The sequence below is a fragment of the Rahnella sp. EDr1-12 genome (assembly GCF_049206505.1).
In the GTDB taxonomy this organism is placed as follows: domain Bacteria; phylum Pseudomonadota; class Gammaproteobacteria; order Enterobacterales; family Enterobacteriaceae; genus Rahnella; species Rahnella rivi.
The window spans coordinates 38069-62939 of the sequence record NZ_JBLZNY010000003.1; the positions used below are offsets into that span (position 1 = coordinate 38069).

30 protein-coding genes and 1 pseudogene are annotated in these 24871 nt (G+C 48.1%); 29 read left to right on the forward strand and 2 right to left on the reverse strand.

The annotated features are described in order from the left end of the window. Positions 1 to 139: 139 nt before the first annotated feature. From ACO0U8_RS14055 to ACO0U8_RS14150, 20 genes and pseudogenes are all read left to right on the forward strand, one after another. Positions 140 to 316, forward strand: a complete 177-nt coding sequence (locus ACO0U8_RS14055) for a DUF4222 domain-containing protein (protein ID WP_072158026.1) — start codon at positions 140 to 142, stop codon at positions 314 to 316. Then, the gene (locus tag ACO0U8_RS14060; protein ID WP_421671018.1) at positions 313 to 1338 is read left to right on the forward strand and encodes a conserved phage C-terminal domain-containing protein; all 1026 of its coding nucleotides are present in this window, start codon (positions 313 to 315) and stop codon (positions 1336 to 1338) included. The genes ACO0U8_RS14055 and ACO0U8_RS14060 overlap by 4 nt, the downstream gene beginning before the upstream one ends. Further along, positions 1335 to 1634, forward strand: a complete 300-nt coding sequence (locus ACO0U8_RS14065) for a hypothetical protein (RefSeq protein ID WP_421671019.1) — start codon at positions 1335 to 1337, stop codon at positions 1632 to 1634. The genes ACO0U8_RS14060 and ACO0U8_RS14065 overlap by 4 nt, the downstream gene beginning before the upstream one ends. After that, positions 1631 to 2356 (forward strand): MT-A70 family methyltransferase, encoded by a 726-nt coding sequence (locus ACO0U8_RS14070; RefSeq protein WP_421671020.1) that lies wholly within the window; start codon positions 1631 to 1633, stop codon positions 2354 to 2356. The genes ACO0U8_RS14065 and ACO0U8_RS14070 overlap by 4 nt, the downstream gene beginning before the upstream one ends. Beyond that, positions 2353 to 2511, forward strand: coding sequence for a hypothetical protein (locus ACO0U8_RS14075; protein WP_421671021.1), 159 nt, complete (start codon positions 2353 to 2355; stop codon positions 2509 to 2511). The genes ACO0U8_RS14070 and ACO0U8_RS14075 overlap by 4 nt, the downstream gene beginning before the upstream one ends. Before the next feature lie 419 nt (positions 2512 to 2930). Further along, positions 2931 to 3518: a DUF968 domain-containing protein gene (locus ACO0U8_RS14080; RefSeq protein WP_421671022.1), complete on the forward strand. Its 588-nt coding sequence runs from the start codon at positions 2931 to 2933 to the stop codon at positions 3516 to 3518. 16 nt (positions 3519 to 3534) lie between these two features. Continuing rightward, positions 3535 to 3933, forward strand: a complete 399-nt coding sequence (locus ACO0U8_RS14085) for an antiterminator Q family protein (protein ID WP_421671023.1) — start codon at positions 3535 to 3537, stop codon at positions 3931 to 3933. Positions 3934 to 4127: 194 nt separating this feature from the next. Then, entirely contained in the window at positions 4128 to 5267 is a 1140-nt protein-coding gene (locus tag ACO0U8_RS14090) for an ImmA/IrrE family metallo-endopeptidase (protein ID WP_421671024.1), read from the forward strand. Beyond that, positions 5264 to 5767: a DUF4411 family protein gene (locus tag ACO0U8_RS14095; RefSeq protein ID WP_421671025.1), complete on the forward strand. Its 504-nt coding sequence runs from the start codon at positions 5264 to 5266 to the stop codon at positions 5765 to 5767. Before ACO0U8_RS14090 ends, ACO0U8_RS14095 begins: the two co-directional genes overlap by 4 nt. 297 nt (positions 5768 to 6064) lie before the next feature. Next, on the forward strand, positions 6065 to 7120 hold the full coding sequence (locus tag ACO0U8_RS14100; RefSeq protein WP_421671026.1) for a DNA-methyltransferase: 1056 nt from the start codon (positions 6065 to 6067) through the stop codon (positions 7118 to 7120). Between the two features lie 187 nt (positions 7121 to 7307). Then, positions 7308 to 7559, forward strand: a complete 252-nt coding sequence (locus ACO0U8_RS14105; protein ID WP_421671027.1) for a hypothetical protein — start codon at positions 7308 to 7310, stop codon at positions 7557 to 7559. Between the two features lie 105 nt (positions 7560 to 7664). Continuing rightward, on the forward strand, positions 7665 to 7919 hold the full coding sequence (locus ACO0U8_RS14110) for a hypothetical protein (protein WP_183850893.1): 255 nt from the start codon (positions 7665 to 7667) through the stop codon (positions 7917 to 7919). A gap of 1603 nt (positions 7920 to 9522) precedes the next feature. Beyond that, complete coding sequence (locus tag ACO0U8_RS14115; RefSeq protein WP_112166068.1) at positions 9523 to 9792, forward strand: HP1 family phage holin; 270 nt, start codon at positions 9523 to 9525, stop codon at positions 9790 to 9792. Between the two features lies 1 nt (position 9793). Next, positions 9794 to 10324, forward strand: coding sequence for a lysozyme (locus tag ACO0U8_RS14120; protein ID WP_421671028.1), 531 nt, complete (start codon positions 9794 to 9796; stop codon positions 10322 to 10324). Beyond that, positions 10317 to 10823, forward strand: coding sequence for a lysis protein (locus tag ACO0U8_RS14125; protein WP_421671029.1), 507 nt, complete (start codon positions 10317 to 10319; stop codon positions 10821 to 10823). Before ACO0U8_RS14120 ends, ACO0U8_RS14125 begins: the two co-directional genes overlap by 8 nt. A 619-nt stretch (positions 10824 to 11442) precedes the next feature. Beyond that, positions 11443 to 11931 (forward strand): DUF1441 family protein, encoded by a 489-nt coding sequence (locus ACO0U8_RS14130; protein ID WP_112166076.1) that lies wholly within the window; start codon positions 11443 to 11445, stop codon positions 11929 to 11931. Next, positions 11931 to 13814: pseudogene (locus ACO0U8_RS14135) on the forward strand (phage terminase large subunit family protein); the annotation flags it as partial. The gene ACO0U8_RS14130 and the pseudogene ACO0U8_RS14135, both read left to right, overlap by 1 nt. A 154-nt stretch (positions 13815 to 13968) precedes the next feature. After that, complete coding sequence (locus tag ACO0U8_RS14140; protein ID WP_421671030.1) at positions 13969 to 15201, forward strand: tyrosine-type recombinase/integrase; 1233 nt, start codon at positions 13969 to 13971, stop codon at positions 15199 to 15201. A gap of 1 nt (position 15202) precedes the next feature. Continuing rightward, positions 15203 to 15433 carry a helix-turn-helix transcriptional regulator gene (locus ACO0U8_RS14145; protein WP_421671031.1) on the forward strand — a complete coding sequence of 77 codons (231 nt, stop codon included), beginning with the start codon at positions 15203 to 15205 and terminating at the stop codon, positions 15431 to 15433. Between the two features lie 47 nt (positions 15434 to 15480). Further along, positions 15481 to 16347 (forward strand): DUF2971 domain-containing protein, encoded by an 867-nt coding sequence (locus ACO0U8_RS14150; protein ID WP_421671032.1) that lies wholly within the window; start codon positions 15481 to 15483, stop codon positions 16345 to 16347. Between the two features lie 435 nt (positions 16348 to 16782). On the opposite strand, the gene ACO0U8_RS14155 is transcribed toward ACO0U8_RS14150, so the two are convergent. Beyond that, positions 16783 to 16956, reverse strand: a complete 174-nt coding sequence (locus tag ACO0U8_RS14155; protein ID WP_421671033.1) for a hypothetical protein — start codon at positions 16954 to 16956, stop codon at positions 16783 to 16785. 136 nt (positions 16957 to 17092) lie between these two features. Between ACO0U8_RS14155 and ACO0U8_RS14160 the strand changes: the two genes are divergently transcribed. The 9 genes from ACO0U8_RS14160 to ACO0U8_RS14200 all read left to right on the forward strand — a co-directional run bounded on the left by ACO0U8_RS14160 (position 17093) and on the right by ACO0U8_RS14200 (position 23418). After that, complete coding sequence (locus ACO0U8_RS14160) at positions 17093 to 17281, forward strand: host cell division inhibitor Icd-like protein (protein WP_421671034.1); 189 nt, start codon at positions 17093 to 17095, stop codon at positions 17279 to 17281. After that, complete coding sequence (locus ACO0U8_RS14165) at positions 17274 to 17462, forward strand: hypothetical protein (protein ID WP_421671035.1); 189 nt, start codon at positions 17274 to 17276, stop codon at positions 17460 to 17462. Before ACO0U8_RS14160 ends, ACO0U8_RS14165 begins: the two co-directional genes overlap by 8 nt. After that, positions 17455 to 17763 (forward strand): hypothetical protein, encoded by a 309-nt coding sequence (locus ACO0U8_RS14170; protein ID WP_421671036.1) that lies wholly within the window; start codon positions 17455 to 17457, stop codon positions 17761 to 17763. Before ACO0U8_RS14165 ends, ACO0U8_RS14170 begins: the two co-directional genes overlap by 8 nt. Further along, the gene (locus tag ACO0U8_RS14175) at positions 17760 to 18098 is read left to right on the forward strand and encodes a hypothetical protein (protein ID WP_421671037.1); all 339 of its coding nucleotides are present in this window, start codon (positions 17760 to 17762) and stop codon (positions 18096 to 18098) included. Before ACO0U8_RS14170 ends, ACO0U8_RS14175 begins: the two co-directional genes overlap by 4 nt. After that, the gene (locus tag ACO0U8_RS14180) at positions 18095 to 19855 is read left to right on the forward strand and encodes a DNA primase family protein (protein ID WP_421671038.1); all 1761 of its coding nucleotides are present in this window, start codon (positions 18095 to 18097) and stop codon (positions 19853 to 19855) included. Before ACO0U8_RS14175 ends, ACO0U8_RS14180 begins: the two co-directional genes overlap by 4 nt. 280 nt (positions 19856 to 20135) lie before the next feature. Further along, the gene (locus ACO0U8_RS14185) at positions 20136 to 20489 is read left to right on the forward strand and encodes a hypothetical protein (RefSeq protein ID WP_421671039.1); all 354 of its coding nucleotides are present in this window, start codon (positions 20136 to 20138) and stop codon (positions 20487 to 20489) included. 136 nt (positions 20490 to 20625) lie between these two features. Beyond that, entirely contained in the window at positions 20626 to 20805 is a 180-nt protein-coding gene (locus ACO0U8_RS14190) for a hypothetical protein (protein WP_039303129.1), read from the forward strand. Then, complete coding sequence (locus tag ACO0U8_RS14195) at positions 20802 to 22742, forward strand: ClpP-like prohead protease/major capsid protein fusion protein (RefSeq protein WP_421671040.1); 1941 nt, start codon at positions 20802 to 20804, stop codon at positions 22740 to 22742. Before ACO0U8_RS14190 ends, ACO0U8_RS14195 begins: the two co-directional genes overlap by 4 nt. A gap of 190 nt (positions 22743 to 22932) precedes the next feature. Next, the gene (locus ACO0U8_RS14200) at positions 22933 to 23418 is read left to right on the forward strand and encodes a DUF1441 family protein (protein WP_421671041.1); all 486 of its coding nucleotides are present in this window, start codon (positions 22933 to 22935) and stop codon (positions 23416 to 23418) included. A 22-nt stretch (positions 23419 to 23440) separates the two neighbouring features. Here ACO0U8_RS14200 and ACO0U8_RS14205 read toward each other — a convergent pair whose 3' ends face one another. Then, positions 23441 to 24811: a hypothetical protein gene (locus ACO0U8_RS14205; protein WP_421671042.1), complete on the reverse strand. Its 1371-nt coding sequence runs from the start codon at positions 24809 to 24811 to the stop codon at positions 23441 to 23443. Positions 24812 to 24871 lie beyond the last annotated feature (60 nt).

Here is a 24871-nt window from a genome sequence, read left to right on the forward strand (position 1 = left end):
ATAATAAACGCTGTCTTGCTGGCGCTGATCAGTTCCTCTCAAGCGAAGTCGTGATCGGTGGTGGTCATCTCGCCTGCAACTACTCTTTCGCTGACTGGTGGAGAACTCATTTCAGTGATCATGCTTCAGAGGTGACGGCATGTCTGAAGAAATCCAAAAGCTGGACCGGCGTTACAAGGATTGGCGGGGCGTTGTGGTACACGTCGTGGGCTTCGACCGAGCGGGGGATCGCGTCATCTTCATGCGCGCCGGTTATCCGCATGAATGCGCGCAGCCAACTGAACAATTCCGGCGAAAATTCACGAGGGTCTTATGAGCGTTAAGTTATCCGCATACGTCTGGGACGGGCTGGCTCAGGCTGGCGTGAAAGGTACCCAATTGCTGGTAATGCTTCGTTTGGCTGATTTCTCCAACGATGAAGGCACGTGCTATCCGGGCATTGAGACGATATCCCGCCAGATCGGTGCTGGCCGCAGTACGGTCATTACGGCTATCACTCAGTTGCAGAAAGATGGCTGGTTATCCCGTGAAGAGCGCCGCAAGGGCAACCGCAATAAAACCAACCTGTATTACCTGAACGTGAAGAAGCTCCGCGAGGCAGCTGCGGGTTTCTATTCTGATAGTCCAGTTTCTGAACATTCAGATTCTGAACGTTCCAATTCTGAATATTCAGATTCTGAACGTCCAGAAAACGTGAATAAAAGCGGTTTTGACCGTCCAGAATCTGGAGGGGATCCGTTAGTAAATTCAAAACAAGATCCATCAGATATAAAAACCCTTTGTCAGCCTGCTGCGCAGACCGACGCCGAGGTTGAAATTACTGATCAGGCTAAACAGGCACTGAAACACCTGAACCAAATCACCGGATCACGTTATCAGCCTGCCAACAGCTCGCTGGAAAACATGCGTGCCCGTCTGCGAGAAGGCCACACCCTGGAAGAACTGCAGCTGGTTATCGAATACAAGCAGGTTCACTGGGGCGACTCTCCGAAGATGGCCGAGTATCTGCGCCCGGCAACGTTGTTCCAGCCAGCAAAATTCGAAGGCTACCTGCTCAGCGCGACCAAATGGGCGAAGAGTGGCCGCCCGGTCTGTGTGAACGGCAAGTGGACCGCTGACGGTGAGGTTTCAGTTGATACCGCCGAGCGCGACGCGGCATACCGCCGGTTCATCAGCGGTGTAGCGGCAACCAAGGCCCCGAGCGAGTTGGAAAAACTGGTGTGCACCGAGGCCAGCAAGGCCAGTGTCCGTAGCATGCGCAGTGATTTCGCCATCACCACATGGGCCAAGATTTGGAAAGAGTGCGCCCAGCGCCAGCAGGGAGTGAAAGCAGCATGAAATCATACCCAGAATTAGTTCTCGAAGAGCTACAACGCGACAACACCCCGCGTACATCGGCACAGCTCGAAGCTGAGATTACGGCCAGAACGGGCGTTAAGGCGCACAAGACAGCAGTGCACGGCGCAATCATCGCACTGAGAAAGCGTCCTAACGTGCATCTGATTCATACGTTGACCAATCCGCGCAAGTACAGCCTGGCAGTTCCATCAGCAACAGTGAAAACCCCGGCAGAAATCAATGCTGAGTTTGAACGTAATTTGTGGGCAGTACGTCAGGGAAGGGGACAGGCATGAGCTATCAACTGATATATGCGGATCCGCCTTGGCAGTACAGCAATAAAATCAGCAACGGTGCAGCGGGCGATCATTACAGCACAATGACGCTGGAAGACATCAAACGTCTCCCGATCTGGTCAATCGCCGCTGAAAGCGCAGTGTTGGCGATGTGGTACACCGGCAATTTCGCAGAAGAAGCTGTCGAGCTGGCGCAGGCCTGGGGCTTTAAAGTCAAGACGATGAAAGGTTTCACGTGGATCAAGCTTTACGAGCAGGCGCGCGGGCGTATTGAGCGGGCACTTGCAGAGCAGACCATGATCGACTTTGAAGATTTTCTGGATGCACTCAGCGCCGAAACAGTCATGAACGGCGGCAACTATACACGCGGTAATAGCGAAGATGTTCTGATCGCTGTCCGTGGCGCCGGGCTCGAGCGCGTCAGCGCCAGCGTTAAACAGGTTGTTCACAGCTGCCGCAGTGAGCACAGCGAAAAACCAGCAGAGGTGCGCCTGCGATTGGAAGAGCTCTACGGGTCAGTATCCCGTATTGAACTGTTCAGCCGTGGTGACGCTGCTGGCTGGCATCACTGGGGCAACGAAAACCCGTTCAACGATATTGATCTGATCCCGGCCACGTTCACCGCCACGCCAGCAGGGCGCAACTCTCGCGTCAAAGTGCAGGCGGGTCATTATCAGCCTGTTCTGGCTGGCGCGAAAAACTTCCAGGAGGCGGCAGCGTGAACGAACTTCAGAAAATCTGGCTTGATGCCTATCGCAGCTATCTCAGGGCTGCATCACCTACTGGCGAGCTTTGCCCGTCGGATCACGATAGTGCGCTTGATCATGCTGATGCTGTGCTGAATAGCCTGGCCAAAGCCGGGGAGGGCGCAAAATGAGAGCATTATTGAAGCCATACCCACAGAGGGACTTGGGGATCGTCTTGTTGCGGCCGCCGGGCGACATGCTGCAGCACTTCACAGGGAAACGTCTACTGATCACCGACGAGCCCGCTGATTTGCGTAATGCGCCAGATGGGCTTGTTCTTCAAGAAGTGCAGCCGATCGCCAAACACCCACTGATAAGCAGTTTTCTTGCGTCAGAGCCCGTCATTAATAATGTTGGCGGATGGGAGGCGATGACTAAATGGGTTAAACACAATCGCGGTTGCCAATGCTCCGATCATGCTGGATATCATCACCACGAAATGACGCATGCACGCCGGAAGCGCGGAGTTATATCCCTATGCTGGTATCACGACACTCAGTTACGGAACAAAGAATCAGTCGATCTGGATGACTTAGCTCTGGCGAACACCATGGAATTTGTCACTGAAAGGATCCGCCGCTGGCTGGGCGAGCCTGTTGGTCACAAAATATCACTGGGCGAGTTGTGCTGGTGGGCGGTCGGAAAGGGCATAGTTGACAAGTTACCGGAGAAAATTATCAGTGAAGCCATGGGGATTCCTTATGACGTGCCCGGTGGCCAGCGCAAAGAGGCAGACGTGAACCCATGGGCGAAACAGCCTGGTGAAGTGCTGGCGGAAAACATCAAACCGGTGCTGGCGCTGGCAATCGATCCTGAGACGCCAGAATCATTCTTGCTGCGTCCGAAGCGCCGCCGGTATGAGAACACGAAATACACCCAGTGGATAAAGCGCCAGCCATGTTGTGCCTGTGGTAACGGGTCTGATGATCCGCACCACATAACCGGCAACGGATTTGGTGGAATGGCGACAAAAGCGCATGACCTGTTCGTGATCCCGCTGTGCAGACGGTGTCACGACTCACTTCATGCGAATACCCAGGATTGGGAAAGAGAACACGGTACACAGGAACATCTGTTACTGACGACATTAGACCGCGCGCTGGCGATGGGTGTTATCGCTACCGGCAAAGCAAAATAAGAGTGTGGAGAGAATAATGCGTGATATTCAACTGGTACTGGCTCGTTACGGTGTGTGGGCTCGAGATAACTCTGGCGTGAGTTGGTCACCGATTGCCGCGGGCTTTAAAGGCCTGCTGTCGACTGAATCCAGCAAGGTCGAATCCTGCTGTGATGATGATGGTCTGATTGTCGATGCTGCGGTAGGTCGCCTAGCCGCAGTCCGTAAGCCAGAAGAGGTAGCGCTCATCATGCTGCATTATCGCTTCGGTCTGTCCAAACGGAAAATTGCGAGGATGTGTAAGGTGAGTGAAGGCCTGATTCGGCAGCAGTTGCAGGTAGCTGAAGGCTTCGTTGATGGTTGCCTGGCAATGACCGGCGCGGTGCTGGAAATGGACGCATACACTCAGAAAATCCGAGTCGCGGAAGTCGCTTAAAAATAGTTCTAGTGCGCTACGCAAAAACTCTTGTAATCTGTTAAGAGTGGTCACGTAGTCACAAAGCTTACACAATTGAAACCTCGTTAATTCGGGGTTTTTTATGGCTTTAACGCGTACCCTAAGTTAATCTTTGTTTTGATAATGAAGAATTAACACATTGTTTTATTTAACCTATTGAAAAATATGAGTATATGGCTGATTTAGCGTTTATTAACCCTCAAATCCTCTCTTGGGCAAGAGCGAGAGCTCAAATGTCTGAGGATGCTTTGTCCGCAGGTTTGGGGGTTAAGGTCGATAAGATCATCAGCTGGGAAGAAGGAACTGCGAACCCAACCTTCATTCAAGCTCAAAAATTAGCCAGTAAACTCCATGTTCCCTTCGCCTATTTTTTCTTAAAGCGTCCGCCTGTAGAACCTGTACCAATTCCTGACTTGAGAACAGTTAGGAGCCAAGCGCTAAGAAATCCCAGCGTTGAGATGTTGGATACTATACGTGCTGTAATGAGTAAACAGGATTGGTATAAAGAATACCTTCTTGATCAGGGAGCTGAACCTCTTCCATTTATTGGAAGATTTAATGTTAATTCTGATGTCCGCGAAGTTGCACAAGATATAAGGGATGTTTTAGGACTAAACGATCTCAATCCAAGAGGGCTGGATTGGGAGGAGTATCAACGCAAAATTGTGACAGCGGCGGAAGCGGCAGGTATTCTCGTCATGAGAAGCGGCATTGTTGGAAATAATACGCATAGGCCGCTGAATGTTTCTGAATTTCGAGGGTTTGCTATTAGTGACCCATTAGCTCCGGTAGTTTTTATTAATCTCACGGATGCTCCCACAGCCAGATTATTCACTTTGCTTCATGAACTGTCTCATTTATGGATTGGTCAAAGTGGAATTTCCTCCGCAAGTGCAGATGATGAGAGGCGAGAGGAGAGGTTCTGCAATGCAGTTGCAGGCGAATTTCTTGCATCTGAAAGAGAGATGAGAAACCATTGGTCTCGTGAAAAAACATTACAACAAAATGCCGCTGATATTTCTAAAATTTTGCATGTTAGCCGTTATGTGATTGCACGGCGTGCATTGGATTTAGGTTTTATTGAAAGAGATGCGTATAACGAATACTATCAATCTTTAATGGCTGAATTTCATGATAAGTCTGGTGGTGGTGGCAATTTCTATGCAATGACAACAAACAAAAATAGCGCGCGCTTCAGCAAAGCCGTTCTTAATGAAGCTTTAAGCGGACGTGTTCTTCTTAGAGATGCAGGCAAGTTGTTAGGAGTAGCTCCTGCGAAATTAAAAAAATACGCAATGGAATTGAGCGAATGACGTATCTGATTGATGCAAACGTACTAATTGAAGCAAAAAATAAATACTACCACATGAGCTTTTGTCCGGCATTTTGGGAATGGATAATGCGCAGCTCGGCAGGAGGACATGTATATAGTATTCAAAGTGTTTATGATGAGCTGAATAATGGGAACGATGAACTGAAAGATTGGGTTAACACTAACCGCGGTCTGTTCATTCCAGTCAGCGACGCAGCGACACAACAAAATCTTGCTACAATTGTTGAATACGTATCTGCTCAACAAGTCTCGGTGCCAATGTCACCTGCCGCAATGGATGAGTTTCTACGAGGAGCAGACACCTGGTTGATTGCCAAGGCAATGACTATGGGTAGCACAATAGTTACGCATGAGAGACTTGATCTTGCTTGCAAGAAGAAGTTTCTGATTCCTAACATTTGTGCACAGTTCGGAGTGCCATATATAAATACGTTCGATCTGCTAACGGCTTTGAATGCTTCATTTATCTTAGCCGCTTAAACGTTGTAAATTAAGAAACTCGGCTTAGCTGGTTTTTTTACATTCAAAGGCTGCCAAATTGGCGGCCTTTTTTATGCCCTCAATTCGGTTGTGAGGACTGCAAGAGCGATGAGTTTTATTGATTGAAAAAATGCCCCGGCATCTGCCAGGGCTTAATTGTTTGTGGAATGGGCGGCGAACATGATGCTGATAACATCGTGAACGCCATTCGCCCGTTAGTTGGTCACGAGCGAACCGAGGCCCATTGCTGATGTGCACACAGCAAATGGAGCCTATCAAAAAGGGCGTCTCTGATCTATGAAAAACACTGTTAATTTAAACAGTATAAATATTATTTGTGCTGACTCACTCCAATACATCAAAACCTTACCTGATAACTGCATTGACCTGATAGCCACGGATCCTCCGTACTTCAGGGTTAAATCATGTAAATGGGACAATCAATGGCCTGACGAGTCAGCTTATCTGACATGGCTTGACGAGATATTTGCGGAGTTCTGGCGCGTACTAAAACCATCTGGCAGCCTGTACGTATTTTGCGGTTCGCGTTTGGCTGCTGACACTGAGTTACTGATGCGTGAGCGGTTCAAGATTCTGAACCACATCATCTGGGCCAAACCTTCTGGGCCGTGGAACAGGCAGCACAAAGAAGACTTGAGGTCGTATTTCCCAGCCACTGAGCGGATCCTCTTCGCTGAGCATTACAGCGGGCCTTATAGAGGTAAGGCATCAAGTTATTCCGCGCAGTGCAAGGAACAACGCAAAAATACGCTCAAGCCTCTGGTTGATTATTTTAGTGATGCCCGCAAAGCGTTGGGGATCAGTGCTAAAGAAATTCATCAGGCAACTGGTAAGCAAATGGCTTCGCATTGGTTCAGCGAGAGCCAGTGGCAATTACCCAGTGAGAAAGACTATCTGGCGCTTCAAGGCTTATTTGATCGCGTAGCCCGCGAAAAGCATGCGCGGCAAGAGCTGGAACTTCCTCACCATCAGTTGGTAGTTGAATATCATTCATTATCCCGACGTTATACGGATCTGGTGGATGAGCTAAAGCAATTGCGACGACCTTTCACAGTGACGAGTCTCGTACCGTTTACAGACGTATGGACGTATAAGTCAGTTCCTTATTATCCTGGAAAACACCCATGCGAAAAGCCAGCGGAGATGATGAGAGACATCATCAACGCCAGCAGCCGACCGGGTGATGTCGTGGCTGATTTTTTCATGGGATCAGGTTCCACGATAAAAGAGGCCATCAACCTGGGACGTTTCACGCTGGGCGTGGAACTCGAAGAGGAACGGTATAACCAGACGTTGGGAGAAGTATTCCCTGAACAGTCGAATACCTCATAACACATTACAGCCCCGGCATTGTCTGGGGCTTTTTTATGCCCACTATTCGCGGAGGACAATAACAGTGATAAGGGGTTAACCAATGCCCGTTACTCAATCTTACACTGCGAGAGTACGGATCTAAATCATCGTTCAGTAGCCTGATGCCTGCTATCCTGTACATAGACATTAGCGTGGGGTGATTTGTATGAAGCTACTAAATACTGAGTTTGAATATAGACAATGGATGGAGAAAGATTACTTTCATCTTGATGAGAAATACCCATCCGTTTTCGAGCCCGATGAGTTAGAAAGAGAACTTTTGCATCAGATGCCCGATCAATTTCCATGCATTGTTTTCGTAGTAAAAGGTCCAAGCCCTTTAGAGCCTGAAGATTTGCAATTTGTCTACCGTTCTCAGGTTGAAGAGTGGGCCAGGCTATTCGGGATCTTCGACTAGAAAAGTCAAGGCTCAACGGCTGCCGCAGGTGTCCTGTCAAAAATGTGTCAATTCATTACCCTTTGGCAAAATCATTGCTATCCTTTTTAGAAAAAAGGAGGGGCTATGAAACTGTTAAAAAACGAACTTGAATACAAATTGTGGATGACACATGATTTTCTGCGTTTAGATGAAGGGTTGAGTCCGTTATTTGATCCCAACTTACTTGAGCGGGAGCTATTAGCTCAGATGCCTGAGCAGTTTCCCTGCATAGCATGCATAGTTAAAGGTCCAAGCCTTTTCGAACCCGATGAGGCTAAATTCATTTATCGTCCTCAGATAGAAGAGTGGTCGCAGCTCATGAGTTCAGTAACTTCATAGTATTATAGAACTTTCGGAAGACTGTCTGCATACGGGATTTTTTATTGCCATCAATTCGGTTGTGAGGACAGCAAAAGCGATAAGGAGTTTATTAATACCCGAGCCGGTATCAACCAGAGACTATTAGTACAGTCTAAGAATTCAACGCTGTTTTAGTCTTATCGGCACATATGATAAGTTTATGTCGTTGCGGTGAATCCTACCTAAGCGGTAGGGCTAATAAGCTGAGCCCTCGTAGTGAAGACAGCGGACCACGGTTAGCTTACCAACGGTTCACCGGGAGGCACCCGGCACTGCAACAACCAAACAATGCTTTTCAGTCTGCGAAGATGGGATAACCCGGAGTGTCTGGAAAGCACATTCGCACGAGCGTTGCCGGAAAAATCTGCTCTAATGCCTCATATGGTTATATTCACCAAGAATGCAAGCCTGCCGAAACAAACTCATCATCAACTTTAGATAAAGGAGACACTTCATTACGTTATGCCCTCTAATATAGATTTCTCTTGGTATTTAAATCATTGGAGGCGCTGTGAAGAGAAGGGTTTGGTTCGTTTGGCTATTTATGTTGGCATCTTTTGGTGGGTATGCGGAAGGCGTACACCCCATAGACCTAAAGCTTGCACATGGTGCCGTGCCCCATTTCAACATTATTGACACCTCAGAGACGCCTGACGAACATATTAGTGAAAAAATGGAGGAAATAGCCGTAAGACATTAAATATTGAAAATCAATACAAAACCTCGAAGAAATGCGTTTTTTGCTTTCTGAAGGTTAGAAATACACCAGTAAATGGATAGACCGCAGGCATCAGCCAACGCAGCAGTAGTGACGCTACTCCGAGTCCCCATAGTGGGAGCCAGATGCAGATCCGAACTGCAATATGCGCTGGTGAGGGTTAATAACGAAAAAGGCATACCGGTAGAGCATCTCGAACGCCAAGCGAGCACCGGTTATTAGCGGCGAGGAGCGACACAGACTCAAGGGCATGAGCGCGGCCACTGCAAAAAGTGGCAAAAAATTTAGGGCTGCGCTTTTGCGTGGCTTTTTTATGCCCTCAATTCCGTTGTGAGGACACCAACAGCGATAAGGTTTGTTCGTTTCAACGTCCGATGATTGCATCACCCTGATACCAGGAACCGCAACTCATTACTTGTCCGTTTGATATCGAACAACTGCGGTAGCTACTCTCTCGCATAATGGCGGCTGATCCCTGATACCATCCTCTGCAACTGGTTACTTGCCCATTACTTATAGTGCATTCGTGATAAGAGCCATCAGCTTGTAGCACTGGTTCAGAGCCTGACTGAGCCCAGCCGGCACAGCTCATTACAGATCCGTTAGCCACTCTGCAATTTTCATAGGCAGCCGCGCATGAGAAGCTGGCTATCATTAGTGCCACAAAGATAATTTTCTTCATTTGATATCCATATATTGATTATTAACGTCAATATAAATGACTTACGTAAGGCTGCCAAATTGGCAGCCTTTTCTCGTTTTGGCGGCCAGTCAATCAGCTAACCACTCATCCTTTCGCAAAAGGACTGCGCCGCTAAATTACCCTCGACTACGCACCCAACCGGCAAACCGGAGGGGGAGACTATGAAAATGGACGAAAAATACAGTAACGCTACATATGGTGGTGCTGGAATTACGGCCTTCTTTGCAAGCTTATCCCTTCAGGATTGGGGCTTTATCGCTGGCGTGCTGATCGGGGCGCTCTTTACTGCTTTGACGTATTTCCTGAATCGTCGCGAACAGATGAAGCGCACCCGGATACTCCAAGAAATCGCCGATAAGGTTGATGCCAAAAACCCATCAGCAACTGTTCAACTGGTGAATGACCTCGCACAGAAAACTAACGAGGTCTGATGTGGCAAAGCTTAAGACAAAACTCAGTGCAGCAATGCTGGCGCTGATTGCTGCTGGCGCTTCGGCCCCGGCTTTGATGGATCAGTTTCAGGACGAGAAGGAAGGCACAAGCCTCATTGCCTACCCTGATCAGGGTGGCGTCTGGACAATCTGCGGCGGTGTGACGTATGTGAATGGCAAGCCTGTACTTAAAGGCATGAAGCTAACGCGATCACAGTGCGATGCTATCGACAAAGCCGAGCAGGCCAAAGCGCTGGCGTGGGTTGATAAAAACATTCACGTTCCGCTTACTCCTCCCCAGAAGGTAGGGATCGCCTCGTTTTGCCCGTGGAACATCGGGCCGGGCAAATGCTTCCCTTCTACGTTCTACCGAAAAATTAACGCCGGTGACCGCCTTGGTGCTTGCACAGAGATAAAACGCTGGATCTGGGACGGTGGGAAAGATTGCCGAATTCGGGCGAACAATTGCGCTGGTCAGGTCATCAGGCGTGATCAGGAAAGCGAACTGACGTGCTGGGGACTGGATGAATAACAATTTATCGATTGTGCTGGCCTTCGTGGCTGGCGCCGCTCTTGCCTGGTGGGTCGAAGGGTTACGCTGGGACGCCGACGTCTCAAAGCTGAAAGCGACCCACACTGCAGAGCTGAAGAAAATCAGTGATCAGGCAGTGATTGACCTGACCAACCAGAAGAAACGCGCCGAAGTGGCACAAACCGCACTGGCGGCGCTGGATGCCAAACACACGAAGGAATTAGCCGATGAACAGGCCAAGAATGACAGGCTGCGCGCTGATGTCGCTGCTGGCACTCGCCGGGTGCGGATCGCAGCAGCAAACCTTGCCACCTGCGAGCTCGTCGGGAACAGCACTACCGGAACCGGCGGCCTGGGCGATGCAGCACAAGTCGAACTCTCTGGCGCTGGTGGACGGGTTGTTCTTGATCTCCGAGCCAGTATCATCAAAGACAACGAAGTGATTGAGTATCTGAAGAGCTACACAACAGAAATGCAGAAGCATTGCAGAATAAATTGACGGGGTATCACAACGTTGGATATGTAAGTGCCTTGCACATTGCATATCACTTACCAATCCTATGTAGTGTTAGTGATTAGCATGTAACTAAATGCTTGGACTCCTGAGGGAATCAACTCATGCCAGATAACGACGCACATACAATTTTACTGAATGCTTCCCATGGTAAACTATGCTCATCAGATCTATATAAAGGTAAGCCTGTCAGTTCCTTAGTCGATGTCGCATTAGACGCAATAGTTGAACTTGAAACTGAAATTGTAAGGCTAAAGGTCCTACTCAGCCGAAAATAGCATGAATCTAAGCCGCCTCCGGGCGGTTTTTTATTTTCCGCGGAAAAGTCTTAACAAATTCAGGATGATCTAACAGCAAGCAATAATGAGTATTAAACTCAACTACTCATAATTCCGGATTAAATGGCCCATTACGATATAGTTGCATTCTTAATCATTAGCATTAAAAGGTACTCCCAGCAGGGGGCCTCTCCACGGGGCGGCGGACTCGCGGAAAACGGCTAGTTTTCGCGATCTAGGGTCATCATCATCATCTGCGCAGGTTATTGATTTTGCAGTAAGCGAAATTGCAAAGATGTCGAATCGTTTAAAAAGTGTTCACCATCATGGACCAAGAAATCGCCTCGCTCAAACTGAACATCAACCAACTTGCAGGGATCACCGGTGTGCATCGGCAGACGGTCGCGGCGCGCCTGAAAAACGTCGACCCTGCACCGGGCAGTAACGCGAAACTGAAATTATTTTCCGTCACCGATGTATTAACCGAATTGATGATCCCGACGGTTTCTGGAGATGTGGCAGAAATGACTCCGTCCGACCGGCTGGCGCACTGGAAAGCCGAGAATGAGCGTCTGACCTTTGAACAAAGCATGGGGCAGCTCATCCCTGCAGAAGATGTGGCAAGAGAGTTTTCAGTGATGGCGAAAGCCGTGGTTCAGGTGCTGGAAACGTTGCCGGACGTACTCGAGCGAGATTGCGCGTTACCGCCGTCCGCCGTGATGCGTATACAAAATATTATTGATGATCTGCGTGACCAGATTGCGCAGAAGGTCACTGATGCAGAACCGGAGGAGGACACGTCTGAGGAGGACTGATGGCAAAGCGGGCTTCAGCGCGTGGCATCCGGAGAGATGTACCAGGCATTCTTCGCGCACCGCGGCGCATGCTGGTTGCCGATGCGGTCAGACAATATATGCGCGTGCCGATGGGGGCGGGAAACTCCGTTCCCTGGGATCCGAATCTGGCACCGTATGTTGTCGACCCCATGAACTGCCTGGCATCCCGCGAGTACGACGCCGTGATCTTCGTCGGTCCGTCCCGAACAGGTAAAACCATCGGTCTGATCGACGGCTGGATTGTTTACAACGTTGTCTGTGACCCTTCGGATATGTTGCTTATCCAGATGACGGAAGAGAAGGCGCGTGAGCACAGCAAAAAGCGCCTTGACCGGACCTTTCGCAGCAGCCCTGAAGTGGCTAAACGCCTGAGCCCGCGCCGTAATGATAACAACGTATACGACCGGACATTCCGGGCAGGGAACTACCTCAAAATCGGCTGGCCCTCTATTAATATTATGTCCTCGTCCGATTATAAGTGCGTTGCACTGACAGACTATGACCGATTCCCCGAAGATATTGACGGTGAGGGAGACGCTTTTACGCTGGCCTCAAAACGTACGACGACATTTATGTCTTCGGGCATGACGCTGGTGGAGAGCTCACCGGGTCGCGATATTCGTGATACCAAATGGCGCCGCAGTTCACTGCATGAGGCGCCGCCGACCACCGGCATTCTTTCTTTATATAACCGTGGCGATCGCCGACGCTGGTACTGGGCTTGTCCGCACTGCGGCGAACACTTCCAGCCTGCGAAAGACGTGGTGCAGGGTTATCAGAATATTGCCGACCCTGTGGTCGCCAGCGAGGCGGCATTCATAGAGTGTCCGCATTGCCGGGGAAAAATTACAGCAGGGCAGAAGCGCGCACTTAATCAGAAAGGTGTCTGGCTTCGCGACGGTGAACAGATTGACCGTCATGGCACTGTCACGGGAACGGCCAGACGATCGCGCATTGCGTCATTCTGGATGGAGGGACCCGCCGCGGCGTACCAAACGCTTTCGCAGCTGGTCTACAAGTTGCTTTCCGCTCAGCAGGACTACGAGGCGAACGGCAGTGAAGAAACCCTTAAAGCGGTGATCAATACTGACTGGGGTCTGCCTTATATCCCCCAGTCCAGCGTTGAGCAGCGCAAATCCGAAACCCTGATGGCGCGCGCCTCGACCGTGACCAAGCGCACCGTGCCTTACGGGGTGCGTTTTCTGGTGGCGACCGTTGACGTACAGGGCGGACGCAACCGGCGGTTCGTTGTGCAGGTGATCGGCTATGGCGCCCACGGTGAGCGCTTGGTCGTTGACCGATACAACATTAAACAGTCGATGCGCACGGGGCCGCACGGCGAAAGCCTGCCGATTGACCCGGCTGGCTATCTGGAAGACTGGGATTTGCTGCGCACGGACGTGCTGGATAAGCAGTGGCCACTCAACAGCAATCCTGATGTTTCTCTGCCCGTGCTGGCGATGGCCGTCGACTCCGGCGGTGAAGACGGTGTCACCGGCAATGCCTATGAGTTCTGGCGCCAATGCCGCCGCGATGGCGTGCACAAGCGCGTTTATCTCTTCAAAGGCGACAGCACCACCCGCAGCAAGCTGATCACCAAGTCACTGCCGGACAATACCGACCGCCCAAACCGCCGGGCGGAGGCCCGCGGTGACGTGCCGCTTTACCTTCTGCAGACCAACATGCTCAAAGACCGGATCAGTAACGCCCTTCAGCGCGATACGCCGGGGGCTAACTACGTCCACTTTCCTGACTGGCTGGGGGAGTGGTTCTATGACGAACTGACCTACGAAGAACGGGGCGCTGACGGCAAATGGACTAAGCCGGGCAAGGGGGCCAACGAGGCGTTCGATTTCATAATACCCACATTCGGCGGGATTAGATGATCTACGTATATGTCATTCATCACACTGTTTTTAAAGAGATAGTTTAGATGTGGTGTTCGGTGGTATTCGTTAATCTTCTCCCGATTTCAGTGACTGTGTATTGCAATGTGTATTGCAGTTGAGGTGTGAAATGGCTTCAAAAGATAAATTAAGTGACAAGAAACTCAGGTCACTTTTGGGTAAGGCAAGAGAGCAGCAAAGTATGTTTGCCGACGGAAACGGATTATCAGTGAGAGTGAGTAAAAACGGCGCCATAAGTTTTGTTTTTTTCTATCGGATTGGTGGCCGTGAGTCCTCCCCAGTCTGGATGACGTTAGGACGTTATCCGGATATGTCATTGGCGATGGCGAGAGATAAGCGCGATCAGTGCAGACGTTGGCTTGCTGACGGTCGAGATCCTCGAGTGCAAAATCTTATTGCAATTGAGCAGACCCTCAAGCCTGTGACAGTCAAAGATGCCTTGATGTACTGGGTAGAAAACTACGCTAAAGAGCATAGGGTGCCGGAATGCGGCCATCTCTGGCGATTTGAAAAACATATTTTCCCTTTCATTGGGCATATACCCTTAAGCGATTGTTTAACTCCTGAGTGGATATCCTGTTTTGACAGGATTAAGAAAAAATCTCCGGTCGTTTCTGGCCACACATTTGCTGACTGCAAACAAGCATTGCGTTTTTGCAGGATGAGACAGTATGCAAACTCAACAGCCTTAGAAAGCTTGCGAAAGGTTGATATGGGGAGCCCGCCGCAAAAGCGTGACAGAGTCCTTACACCCGATGAACTTAAGGATGTATGGACTCACTTCACCATAAAAGACCAGTGGCCTTTTGCTTCCGTCTATATGAAAAGTCTCATGCTTTTATGCCTGGTGTTCGGTTGCCGACAAAGGGAAGTAAGGGAATCAACTTGGGATGATTGGGATTTAGAAAATTGGCTATGGAAGGTGCCAAAAGGGAAAAGTAAAAACAAAATAGAAATAGTAAGACCTGTGCCTGCTGAGTTAAGGGACTGGATAACCAACCTCCACATTGTGAACAAGGATAAAGGTTATATCCTTGGGAAGAAGGTTTATCAGACAAGTGCAAGCGCTCACGCACAGGAGACATGTCAGCGATTAGGTCACAGTCACTGGACCCTTCACGATTTCAGAAGAACGTTAGCTACTCGTCTCAACGACATGGGCGTCGATTTTTACGTCGTAGAGCAGCTTCTCGGCCACACCATGCCCGGCGTCATGGGGATTTATAACCGCAGCCAGTATCTCGATAAAAAGCTGGATGCATTAAATATGTGGATCACTTACTTAAATTTTTTAGCTGGTGTCCATGAGAACGTAACTGTAATGACAAGAAAGGCGGTTTAACATGAACACAAGTATGATCAAAGAAGTGAGCACAGAAGAGCTCTTAACAATGGCTGGTATCGACCGCATGATCCGAGAGAAAGAATGTCGTATGCTTAGTGGGTTGTCCAACACTACCCGCTGGGAGCTGGAGAAAGAAGGGAAGTTTCCTAAAAGAATTAAGATCGGTGTAACTGCTATGGGATGGCGTCTGTCAGAGATTCAAGCTTGGATCAAAGATGTTAGTAATTAACATTCTATTAGAGAATTGAATTAGACTAATTTATAGGATTAAATAATATGAAGGAAAAGTCATTATGCCATTATACGAATCTTTCAGGGATGATGGGAATCATAAGTTCTGGAGGTTTATGGGCAACTAACCTGTTGTTTTTAAATGACAGAAGTGAATTAAAACATGGTTTAGACTGTGCGTGTAAATGTTTGGAGTTTCTAGATCCGGAAACCTATAACTTCGACTGGCGTGAAGACTATATAGAAGCTGTAAGAGAAATTGAGACATATGATATTTATGAGCTTTTCGCAATATGTTTCTGTAGGAATGCTGATCTTTTGAGCCAATGGCGGGGATATGGCGGGGGCCAACAGGGGATTTCTATAGTTTTCGATGAGATTAAATTAATAAATATAATCAAAGACAGAGCAAAGCCAACAGGGAGTTTTGAAGATGAAAGCTCTATTCGTCTTGATAATTACTTAGTGCACACGGATACAGTCATATATTCCGATGAACAACAAACATTTGAGTTTAAAAATAAAATCAGTGAGTTATGGAATAATTATCCTGAGTATGTTAAGTCTTTAGATGATGAAAGCTCGCAGAATGAGTTCTCATATATAAAATATATGATTGGTAGAGTGGCGCCTTTTTTCAAACATAGGGGGTTTGAGGAAGAGGAGGAGTTCAGAGTATTAATACGTAATCTTCGAGGTGCAGAGGCTGTAAATTTTCGACAAAATGGAAAGCTAGTCATTCCATATTTAGATATCGGTTTAAGTTCATTAGGCAAGTTACCAATTACTAAGATTGTAATTGGACCTAGTGAAGACTTTGAGTCAGTTAAAAAGAGTCTGCGATATTTTCTTGATGTTAAAGGATATCCTTTTGTGGCATTGGAAAAATCCAAAATACCTTTCAGAAATTAGCAACTATAAAAGGCCAACACCTAGGTTCCATAATAAATAGCTGAATTCATGTAGCTAAACTTCTAGGGAATCTTTACAAGTTGTTAGGATGTGCGTCAATGGTGCACATCCTAAATAGTCTGGTTTTAGATAAGTATTCTGTTACGACTGGATTCTACTTTATTTCATAGTGGTTAAAATAATTACAAACAGAAATAAAAGCCTTCTGTTTCATTAATTTTTATGTGTCAGCATTGAACAACTGCGACATTTATAGTGTCTTGCAAAACCTAATCTTACACATTTATGTCTTTCCAGAAATGACGCCAGCTAAGGTTGTTACAGCTGGTATTGCCAGATATCCTAGCAGCAGTATGCAAATGATTATGAATATTTTTTTTAACATAGACTCCCCCGTGGAAATAAAACGTAGCAACATATTCTTAGACTCTATTACTAAATAAAATCTTTACCGCGCTGTTGCAATTCTTTACGGATTATTCTTTTTAACCATGCAGAGACTGTTTCATCCCCATCTTCCTTCATGGCCTTCTGCATAGCCTCTTCTAAAGATGGCTCTACACGAAAAGCAATTTGCTTATTACCTCTCGGCATTTTAATGTTTGACATGTGTCTGACACTTAGCGTAGTTTGTATTGTGTTAATCAATGTACATCATATGTAAGACATCTGTAAAGCAACGAAGCCCGGGTGTGCGTCAACACTAACCGGGCCTCTCACCGAACCGTTAATTGAGGTAACAGTTATGGCTGATATGCAGTCTACCCAAACTCACCCTAAATTCACATGGCGTTTTCTGGCGCTCGATGCCAGTAAGTGCTCCATCATCCACATCAATGCCACTACCGAACGTGAAGCCCGTGAACAATCACCGGCTCGCTGCGTGATGGTATTCGCTGGCCGCCTGCCGGTTCAGGGGGTATCTCATGCCTAACTTGAATTGGTCGGATATCGATATAGAAGATGAGTTCCAACTGATAGAGACGCTTTTAGCGGCATCTTTGTATATGGACGCGGGTAACGATACCGAATATGACATGGCATTCCGGTTGGTGGACAAGGTACTTTTACGCATCCGTGATCTGAAAAAAGCCAGTGGGGTGCATCATGCGTGATATTTACCATGCCGTTGTTGTGGCGGACTCTGGCTTACTCAAAACCCTCACTCAAGACGCACTCACTGATTATAGGAATAGCTGTGGTGATGCATCTACGGGAATCGTTTCGGCACTTACCGCTTTGGGAACACTTTCAATGGATGCCATAGAAAGCGAAGAATATTCAGAGGAAGAATGCCGTAGCGATATGAGGAGGATCAGCAGCGCCTTACGTCATTTGCCCCGTTTACTGCAGGCACTTGAACAGAACCGTGAGAACGCCGATTACGAATTAAAACGCCGGGGGGCAACCAAATGATCAGCCCAATCAAATTTAACGAGCTGGAAAAACGTGTTGCCGCCCTTGAGCTGGCGCTTGCTGCAATGTCTCGTAAAGACGCCTGTCCAGAAGGCATGGCACCACTTACCACGATGGCCGCCGAGATGGGAATATCCACCAAGAAGGCCGAAGAGCTGGCGCGTAACAGCGGCGTGCTGATTGTCCGTCATGGCGCCAGCTATGTAGTACATGAAGCCAAATTCCGCGAGGCTGCGCTGATCATCATCAAAGGGGCAAAACGTCAGTGCCGTAGTAAATACTGGTATCACCCGCTGATCGGTAAATTCACTATGTCAGCGAGGGCAAAAGCATGAGCATGTCTGTTTTAGAGCCGGAAACTATGTCAGATGCGTTGTTCTCCTGCGTTTACCGGTGGATCAACGGCCACCCAATCGATAAGAAAGAGGCCAGCGCCGCCGCCGCCCGCCACCGTGACAAAGCCACCACCTTTGGCGCATTGGCTCAGAAGTTAAAGAGCCTTGTTCCAGGTGCCGGTGCGACTTATGAATCGCTTTGTGAAAGTGGTCTGATCTTAACAAATAGCGAAAAGCAGAAGAAAGCTCGCGCCGAACTGGTGGCTGAGTATCTTGGGGAAAATGACGTTAAGGCGCTGCTTTGTGACAGCGCGCGTATCAACCGCCTATTCCCTGCGCCAGCTGTCAAGAAATCGGACAAAAAGCCAGAGCCAATTGTCGCTGTGGATGGTGGGACGCCAACGCTTAGTCAAATGGGGCCAAGCCAGCGCGGGGAAGTTTTGCTGGCGCATTATGATGGACGGCTGGCGCTGAATGGTGACTCGGATACCGTACATCACTACAACGGCGTTATCTGGGATCCGGTTCCTGATAAAGCGCTGGCGCGGGAAATGGCCGCTATCTTTATGGAATCACGGGTTCCGTACTCAATGCCCAGCATGAAGAACGCCGTAGACACCATGAAGCTGAGCCTACCGCTCATGGAACCAACCGCCCGTAATCTGATTGGTTTCAGTAATGGGGTTTTTGATACCCGGGAAGGCGTATTTAGGAAACATAGCCAGGCTGACTGGCTGCTGATCGCCAGTGATGTAGAGTTCATTCAGGCCGAGGAAGGTGAGAGCCTGGCCACTCATGCGCCAGCGTTCTGGAAGTGGCTAACCTGGTCAACGGCGGGCAACGAGCGAAAAGCCGATAGAGTGCTGGCGGCGCTTTATATGGTGATGGCAAACCGTTATGACTGGCAGCTATTCCTTGAGGTGACGGGCGCAGGTGGCAGCGGCAAAAGCGTCATGGCCGAGATTTGTACTATGCTGGCCGGTAAGGGCAACACTGTATCAGCCAGCATGAAGGCGCTGGAAGAGCCGCGAGAAAGGGCGCTGATTGTCGGGTTCTCGCTGATTATCATGCCTGATATGACCCGCTATGCCGGTGACGGGGCAGGGATTAAAGCCATAACCGGTGGTGACAAGGTAGCCATAGACCCGAAACACAAAGCCCCGTATTCGACCCGGATCCCGGCTGTGATTCTTGCCGTCAACAATAACGCTATGTCATTCAGCGACCGGAGCGGCGGTATATCGCGGCGGCGGGTGATATTCAATTTCTCGCAGGTTGTGCCTGAGAATGAGCGTGATCCGATGCTGTCCGAAAAGATAGAGGCTGAATTACCGGTGATAATCCGCCATTTGCTGACTCGATTTGCGGATCAGTCAGAGGCTAAGCGCCTTTTGTTCGAGCAGCAGAAATCAGAAGAGGCATTAGCCATAAAGCGTGAAGGCGATTCGCTGGTGGACTTCTGCGGTTATCTGATGGCGTCTGTACAGTGCGACGGTATGTTTATCGGTAATGCCAGCATCATTCCGTTCAGCCCGCGCAAGTATCTGTATCACGCCTATCTCGCCTATATGCAGAGTAACGGGCTTAACAGGCCGGTATCACTTACCCGGTTCGGTACGGATATGGCTGGCGCTATGGCGGAGTATGGGAAGGAATACATCAGAAAGAAAAGTACCAAGGGAAATATGCGCTCAAACATCCGGCTGGCTGAGGATGCCGAGGAGTGGCTACCTGCCGCAACAGGGGGCACAGAATAAAATTTATTAAATAAGTCTCCACCCATCTCCACTCATTAAATTATGTGTTTAAAAACATATGGTTAATGGGTGGATACTTTAGTTTTAACTCTCCACCTACTCTCCACCTCTCCACTCATTAACCAAGAAGGTGGTGAGTTGGGGTGGTGACTTGAGGAGACTTGAAAATATACTAACCACCCATTAATACTATGATTTAAATGAAGAATATGTCCTGGGTGGAGAGGTGGACACTTAAAAGCATAATTTATTTTTTATCTGATTTATTGAGGAAATTTTGATGCAAAGACTTATGCAAATTAAGGAAAAATTGGAAGTGATTGAGGCTGCGCTTGTAGAACAATATCCCCGCTTTCATCCGGATCCTGCTATCACCGATTTGGTTACTGAGTTGAAAGACCACGTTCAAGAGGAACGAAAGAAAATCCAACATCAGCATTCACGCGGAGAGTTATCAGAGTTTGAGCGCTGTTTTATTGCACAAGCCATAAATGATGTTTATCTCAGTTCGATTGATAAAATCAGACGGGGATCAAAGCCGAGTGCTCACATGAACTTTCATATCTTCGATAGCTCATCAACGTTGAGTTACTGGTTATCTCGGATAAAAGACCATGAAGAAAAGCAGAATTAACATGCCATCACATCTGGCCGGGGAAACCCGGTTTTTTTGTGCCTGTAGAATTATGATTAGAAAAATTGCTCTTTACGATAAAAATAATTGATCGTATGATTCTTGCACCAACACTGGATAAATATCAGGGGTAAGAATGCCGACGAAAAAGAAAGGTCAGGCCGTGCATATCGACGCTGACACGATGAACAAGATTGAGGCTTATCAGGAATGGTGCCGTAAAAACCGCCCTGAAATGCCGGTACCGACCAAAGGGCAAATTGTCCGCAACAGCGTGCATTACTGGTACAACGCTTCGCTGGGGGCATGGCTATGAAAAGCTGGTTCTCCATCAAGGCTAAAGCGGCTGGCGCTGCTGAAATCAAGATTTACGACGAAATCGGCATGTGGGGCATTACCGCCCGTCAGTTCTCCGACGAGCTGGCCGCGCTGGGACAGGTAAAGCAAATCAGCCTGTTTATTCATTCCCCGGGCGGTGACGTGTTCGACGGGATCGCTATTTACAACCTTCTGAAAAAACACCCCGCCAATCTGACCGTGCATATTGATGGCCTGGCTGCGTCCATGGCTTCGGTTATCGCGATGGCCGGCGACAAAGTAGTGATGCCTGAAAATGCCATGCTCATGATTCACAAGCCCTGGGGCATTTCTGGCGGGAATGCTAAAGAGATGCGCGACTACGCCGACCTGCTGGATAAGGTTGAGGCCGTGCTTATTCCTGCCTATGCCAATAAAACGGGCAAATCTGCCGACGAGTTGGCGCAGATGCTCGAGGGGGAGACCTGGCTCAATGGCCGTGAATGTGTCGAGCAGGGGTTTGCCGATGAACTGGAGCCTGCGGTAAACGTCATGGCTCGTCTGGAATCAAAAAGAATTGAGGAATTTGAAGCTATGCCAAATGCACTGAAGAACATGATCACCGGGCCACAGGGTTCAGTTACCCTGCAGGCAGCACCAGAGCAACAACGTATCAACGGCATTAAGGACCTGTTTGCCATGTTCGGCGGCCGCCATCAGGAATTGCAATCAACCTGTGTCGAAGACGCCTCCTGCACCGTTGATCAGGCCAAAGACAAGTTACTGGCGCTGATGGGCAAAGATGCCACCCCGTCCAATAAAACCGGCAGCAATGCGCACATCTACGCAGGCAACGGCAACATCACCGGCGACGGCATCCGTCAGGGGCTTTATGCACGGCTCGGACATGACCAGGCAGAGCGCGGCAACCCTTACACCATGATGTCGCTCTTTGATATGGCGAAAGCCTCTCTGACCGACCGGGGGATCAGCGTTGCGGGGTTCGGCAACCGCATGCAGATTGTGAACCTTGCGTTCACCCATACCACCAGCGACTTTTCTTCCATCCTTGCCGGTGGTGCAGAGAAGTCTGTCTTGATGGGCTGGCAGGACAGTGGCGAAACCTTCCAGAGCTGGACGAAGACTGGTTCACTCTCCAACTTTCATGAGTCTAAGCGCGTTGGTCTGAACGGGTTCACGTCGCTGGACAAGGTGCCGGAGGGTGCCGAGTACAAGTATGTGACCACCAGCGACCACGGTGTGCCAATCGCTCTGGCCACCTACGGCAATATCTTCTCCATCACGCGCCAGGCCATTATCAATGATGATTTGTCACAGCTGACGACCATCCCGCAGTTGATGGGCCGCGCCGCGTCACGCACAGTCGGCAACCTGGTCTATGCAGTGCTGACCGATAACCCTAAATACACCGACAGTAAGGCGCTGTTCCACGCTGACCACCACAACCTGATTGCTAAGGGCATGGACATGGACGGCCTGACAGAGGCACGTAAGGCTATGCGCCTGCAGGAAGATGCAGACGGCAACCCGCTGAACGTGACCCCGGCTTACATCATTGTCCCTGCCGCGCTGGAAGGTGCAGCCATGCGGACTGTGCAATCAACATCCTCACCGTTCCAGATCGGCACACAGACCGTGGGCAGCGATACCAATCCGGTATTCAATCAGAACGCCGGGGTAGCCAACACAGTGCAGAATATGGGGCAGGTCATTGTTGAGCCACGACTGGATAAGAAGAACGCGCAGCAATGGTATGTAGCATCAGCCAAGGGCAGCGACACCATCGAGGTGGCTTATCTGGATGGCATGGATACGCCTTACCTCGAAGAGCAGCAGGGCTTCACGGTTGATGGCGTTGCATGGAAGGTGCGCATCGATGCAGGCGTTGCCGCGCTGGATTATCGCGGGCTGGTGAAATCGACCGGTCAAGCGTGATTTAGTTGCAAATGGAATGATTCAAAGTGAAAGGTACTCCCGGCGGGAGTGCCTACCACGGGGCGGCGGACTCGCGGAAAACGACTAGTTTTCTATATTTCATGCGTGCAGCAGCACTTAATTAACTGATTGATTTTTCTATATTCAGGTTGCTTTTGTTGCAAAAGTGACCATGCAGCAGAGGTGTTAAATGGATTTGAGTAGGACGCAGGTTAACGTTTCACAGCTCGCGGAGCTTGTGGGTATGAATCGTAACCTAGTTGCCCGCCGGTTACGTGAGTTGGAACTTGTGGGGGGGAACAGTGGAAATCTGAAATTGTACGAGTTGGGCCTGGCGCTACAAGAGCTTCTAACACCATCGATGAAAGAAAACGGTGAAATGTCTCCACAGGAGCGTAAAGCATGGTACCAATCTGAGAATGAAAGAATTAAGTTTGAGCATGCAAACGGAGAACTAATTCAAGCTGATGAAGTTGCGCGAGAGTTTGCGGTTATGGCAAAAGCTGTTGTGCAGGTTCTGGAAACCCTTCCTGACATATTGGAGCGGGATTGTGCACTTTCACCAGCTATTATAGTACGAGTTCAATCAATCATTGATGATTTGCGTGATGAGATGGCTCGTAAGGTTTTTGAAGCTGAATTTATAGATAAGTTAGAAGTTGATGTTAAGGAGTAATGAATCATTACTCCTTAATATCTTATTTACCTGCCGGGTTCACCTTATCAAGAATGCTTTTTCCTAATTCATTTGTTTGTGTAACCAAGGAGTTTATATGATTAATTTCCTTAGTGTGACTTTTCTTATCAGATAAGTTAAGCGGCGATCTCAACACAACCTCCAATATTTTACCCATGAATGATAAAGTATCTTCATTGTTAGGTCTTGATAATTCATCTTTGAAAGAGACTAAGGTTTCAGAAAGGAGTTTCTTGTGCGCATAGTCTTCACAAATGTTATTTTGTTTGACATATTGCATTGCACAAAAGGCAAAAAATCCTAGCACGATGGGTATCATTGTAAAACGAGCGGCAAACATTATTAATGCAGGCGTGGAGGAGTTTTCAAGAATAGAGTAGTTAAAACTATACATTTCGTAAAGCATGAATGCAACAAACACTAGGCTTATTGCCGCTGAAATAGATGAAGCTAAAGCCCATCTATCCCGCGATTTTTTCGCTATTAAGTACGAAACCTTGAAAGACCTTGATAATCTGAATGTTCCTGTCAATGTCATTGCAGTAGTAGCCCTTCCTATTAGGCCCTCGGATTGCTCAATGTTTTTAGTAATCTCTCCTTCTAAGGAACTTATTCTTTCCTCTTTATCAAGCAACTCATCTACCTTAGTTTTTGCAGAATATATGAAAGTATCGAAGTCTTCATTTAAAATAGCATTTTTATCTTGAAGGACCTTTAAAGAAAGTGATGCTGCCGAAAGAGTTTCTTTTATATTATCTATGTTTGCATATGCAGATTCACTTCGCGATAAAAGAGAGCTGATGTGATTGGTTTTATCTGTTGACAGTTGAGCGTCACTCTTCATCTCATCTGCAATGGCTAGTATGTTTTTATGTGTAAGTGATAACTCTTTATTAAGGTTGTTAACTTTAGAAATGCCTGCATCAATACTACTCCGCATATCTAAAAGATTAGCTATCTGTGTTTCAAAGTCAGTTTGTAAATCTTTTATTTTATTATCCACTTCCGACTGATTTAAGTACGTAATGGATGTTCTATAGATATTTAGAATGCGATCAATGATTTTATCTAGCGCGTCTAATTCCTCCAGCGAACCCATATCATTAGAAATTAAGTCAGTCACTTCATCTATTCTTTCTAAGTTTCTGCTAAATCTGGTTATTTCTATAGCAGTAAAATCATCTGAATGTCGAATTGGGTTATACTTCGTTATTGTCGTCAATACATTCTTTGCACGTTGACAAGTTTTAAAGTACAACCTAGCTTCGTCATTAAAGGTAGATTTATATCTAGTTGGATCGTTAGCATCAATAATATTATTGAGACTTTTAAAAATACTGTTAACTATTTTTTTATAATCGTTATCATTCATGATTAACTCACTTAACGTAATTGATTTTTTCTGTGTATTGCTATGTGTATTGCTCAAAAA

Excerpts from the sequence above, each read along its gene's own strand:
- ACO0U8_RS14055 (WP_072158026.1), top strand. The coding sequence starts at position 140 with ATGTCTGAAGAAATCCAAAAGCTGGACCGGCGTTACAAGGATTGGCGG.
- ACO0U8_RS14060 (WP_421671018.1), top strand. The coding sequence starts at position 313 with ATGAGCGTTAAGTTATCCGCATACGTCTGGGACGGGCTGGCTCAGGCT.
- ACO0U8_RS14065 (WP_421671019.1), top strand. The coding sequence starts at position 1,335 with ATGAAATCATACCCAGAATTAGTTCTCGAAGAGCTACAACGCGACAAC.
- ACO0U8_RS14070 (WP_421671020.1), top strand. The coding sequence starts at position 1,631 with ATGAGCTATCAACTGATATATGCGGATCCGCCTTGGCAGTACAGCAAT.
- ACO0U8_RS14080 (WP_421671022.1), top strand. The coding sequence starts at position 2,931 with ATGGAATTTGTCACTGAAAGGATCCGCCGCTGGCTGGGCGAGCCTGTT.
- ACO0U8_RS14085 (WP_421671023.1), top strand. The coding sequence starts at position 3,535 with ATGCGTGATATTCAACTGGTACTGGCTCGTTACGGTGTGTGGGCTCGA.
- ACO0U8_RS14090 (WP_421671024.1), top strand. The coding sequence starts at position 4,128 with ATGGCTGATTTAGCGTTTATTAACCCTCAAATCCTCTCTTGGGCAAGA.
- ACO0U8_RS14095 (WP_421671025.1), top strand. The coding sequence starts at position 5,264 with ATGACGTATCTGATTGATGCAAACGTACTAATTGAAGCAAAAAATAAA.
- ACO0U8_RS14100 (WP_421671026.1), top strand. The coding sequence starts at position 6,065 with ATGAAAAACACTGTTAATTTAAACAGTATAAATATTATTTGTGCTGAC.
- ACO0U8_RS14105 (WP_421671027.1), top strand. The coding sequence starts at position 7,308 with ATGAAGCTACTAAATACTGAGTTTGAATATAGACAATGGATGGAGAAA.
- ACO0U8_RS14110 (WP_183850893.1), top strand. The coding sequence starts at position 7,665 with ATGAAACTGTTAAAAAACGAACTTGAATACAAATTGTGGATGACACAT.
- ACO0U8_RS14115 (WP_112166068.1), top strand. The coding sequence starts at position 9,523 with ATGAAAATGGACGAAAAATACAGTAACGCTACATATGGTGGTGCTGGA.
- ACO0U8_RS14125 (WP_421671029.1), top strand. The coding sequence starts at position 10,317 with ATGAATAACAATTTATCGATTGTGCTGGCCTTCGTGGCTGGCGCCGCT.
- ACO0U8_RS14130 (WP_112166076.1), top strand. The coding sequence starts at position 11,443 with ATGGACCAAGAAATCGCCTCGCTCAAACTGAACATCAACCAACTTGCA.
- ACO0U8_RS14140 (WP_421671030.1), top strand. The coding sequence starts at position 13,969 with ATGGCTTCAAAAGATAAATTAAGTGACAAGAAACTCAGGTCACTTTTG.
- ACO0U8_RS14145 (WP_421671031.1), top strand. The coding sequence starts at position 15,203 with ATGAACACAAGTATGATCAAAGAAGTGAGCACAGAAGAGCTCTTAACA.
- ACO0U8_RS14150 (WP_421671032.1), top strand. The coding sequence starts at position 15,481 with ATGAAGGAAAAGTCATTATGCCATTATACGAATCTTTCAGGGATGATG.
- ACO0U8_RS14155 (WP_421671033.1), bottom strand. The coding sequence starts at position 16,956 with ATGTCAAACATTAAAATGCCGAGAGGTAATAAGCAAATTGCTTTTCGT.
- ACO0U8_RS14160 (WP_421671034.1), top strand. The coding sequence starts at position 17,093 with ATGGCTGATATGCAGTCTACCCAAACTCACCCTAAATTCACATGGCGT.
- ACO0U8_RS14165 (WP_421671035.1), top strand. The coding sequence starts at position 17,274 with ATGCCTAACTTGAATTGGTCGGATATCGATATAGAAGATGAGTTCCAA.
- ACO0U8_RS14170 (WP_421671036.1), top strand. The coding sequence starts at position 17,455 with ATGCGTGATATTTACCATGCCGTTGTTGTGGCGGACTCTGGCTTACTC.
- ACO0U8_RS14175 (WP_421671037.1), top strand. The coding sequence starts at position 17,760 with ATGATCAGCCCAATCAAATTTAACGAGCTGGAAAAACGTGTTGCCGCC.
- ACO0U8_RS14180 (WP_421671038.1), top strand. The coding sequence starts at position 18,095 with ATGAGCATGTCTGTTTTAGAGCCGGAAACTATGTCAGATGCGTTGTTC.
- ACO0U8_RS14185 (WP_421671039.1), top strand. The coding sequence starts at position 20,136 with ATGCAAAGACTTATGCAAATTAAGGAAAAATTGGAAGTGATTGAGGCT.
- ACO0U8_RS14190 (WP_039303129.1), top strand. The coding sequence starts at position 20,626 with ATGCCGACGAAAAAGAAAGGTCAGGCCGTGCATATCGACGCTGACACG.
- ACO0U8_RS14195 (WP_421671040.1), top strand. The coding sequence starts at position 20,802 with ATGAAAAGCTGGTTCTCCATCAAGGCTAAAGCGGCTGGCGCTGCTGAA.
- ACO0U8_RS14200 (WP_421671041.1), top strand. The coding sequence starts at position 22,933 with ATGGATTTGAGTAGGACGCAGGTTAACGTTTCACAGCTCGCGGAGCTT.
- ACO0U8_RS14205 (WP_421671042.1), bottom strand. The coding sequence starts at position 24,811 with ATGAATGATAACGATTATAAAAAAATAGTTAACAGTATTTTTAAAAGT.